Below are 921 nucleotides of genomic sequence, written 5' to 3' on the forward strand. Positions count from 1 at the left end.
GTCTGGGCGATCGCCGGGCGGATGCCCGACACGACGCACTCCGCGCCCATCAGCCGGGCCGCGGCCACCGTCTTCATGAGGTGCTGGGCCACGAGCGAGTCCACGGTGGGGACACCGGTGATGTCGAGGATCGCGAAGCGGGCGGGCTGGTCGACGATGGCCTCCAGCAGCGTCTCCATGACGATCTGGCTGCGCGCGCTGTCGAGAGTGCCGATCAGCGGTACGGCCACAACGCCTTCCCACAGCTTGATCACGGGGGTGGCCACCTCGAGCAGCTGGAGCTGTTGCCGCTCGATGAGTGCCTGCCCTTCGGACAGCGCCGTGTCCAGCACGACCAGTCGCAGTGTCCCCATCAGCACGGTGAGTGCGGTCGTGCACTCGCGCACCTGCTCGGTGGCTCCCGCCGGGAACTCCTCGACGAGGAAGTCCGCGACGGGCGGGCGCAAGGCGTCCACCTCCCCCGACACCTGGGCCATGGTGATCCCCGCGCGGGAACGCGCGGCTGCCATGCGGGCCAACTGCTCGCGCACGACCTCGAATCCGGTGGCATCCGTGTCGTACACCCGGTCCGATTCAGCTACCTGGGCCAACGCCTCGATCACTGTCCGGGCCGCCTCCACGGCCTCGTCCCGCGAGAGGGTGAACACGCTGCGGAACAGCGGCTCGTCGGCCCAGCGCTGGGCGATCCGTTCGCGATGGCGGTACAGGAAGTCCCCGACCACCTGCGCCGACGAACCTTGCCGTACTGCCGCTTCGTGCTCCGGCACCTGCTCTCACCTCATCCGAGTAGTGCGCTCGCGTGGCCCGCGGTGGCCGAAGTCCGGCCACAGGTGACGCAAACTATTGCCGAATGACAACTGTAACGAGTCTGTGCCGTGACAGGTGTCCGGGGTCGGCCGGCCCGCTAGGGCGTCGGCTGCC

At 69.1% G+C, this 921-nt stretch carries 1 protein-coding gene; it reads right to left on the reverse strand.

What is annotated here, in order from left to right; translation table 11 throughout:
* On the reverse strand, positions 1-767 hold a 767-nt coding region (locus TN53_RS41040), incomplete at its 3' end, for an STAS domain-containing protein (RefSeq protein ID WP_046263981.1).
* Positions 768-921: the final 154 nt, after the last annotated feature.

The organism is Streptomyces sp. WM6386, from assembly GCF_000972385.1.
Lineage (GTDB): Bacteria > Actinomycetota > Actinomycetes > Streptomycetales > Streptomycetaceae > Streptomyces.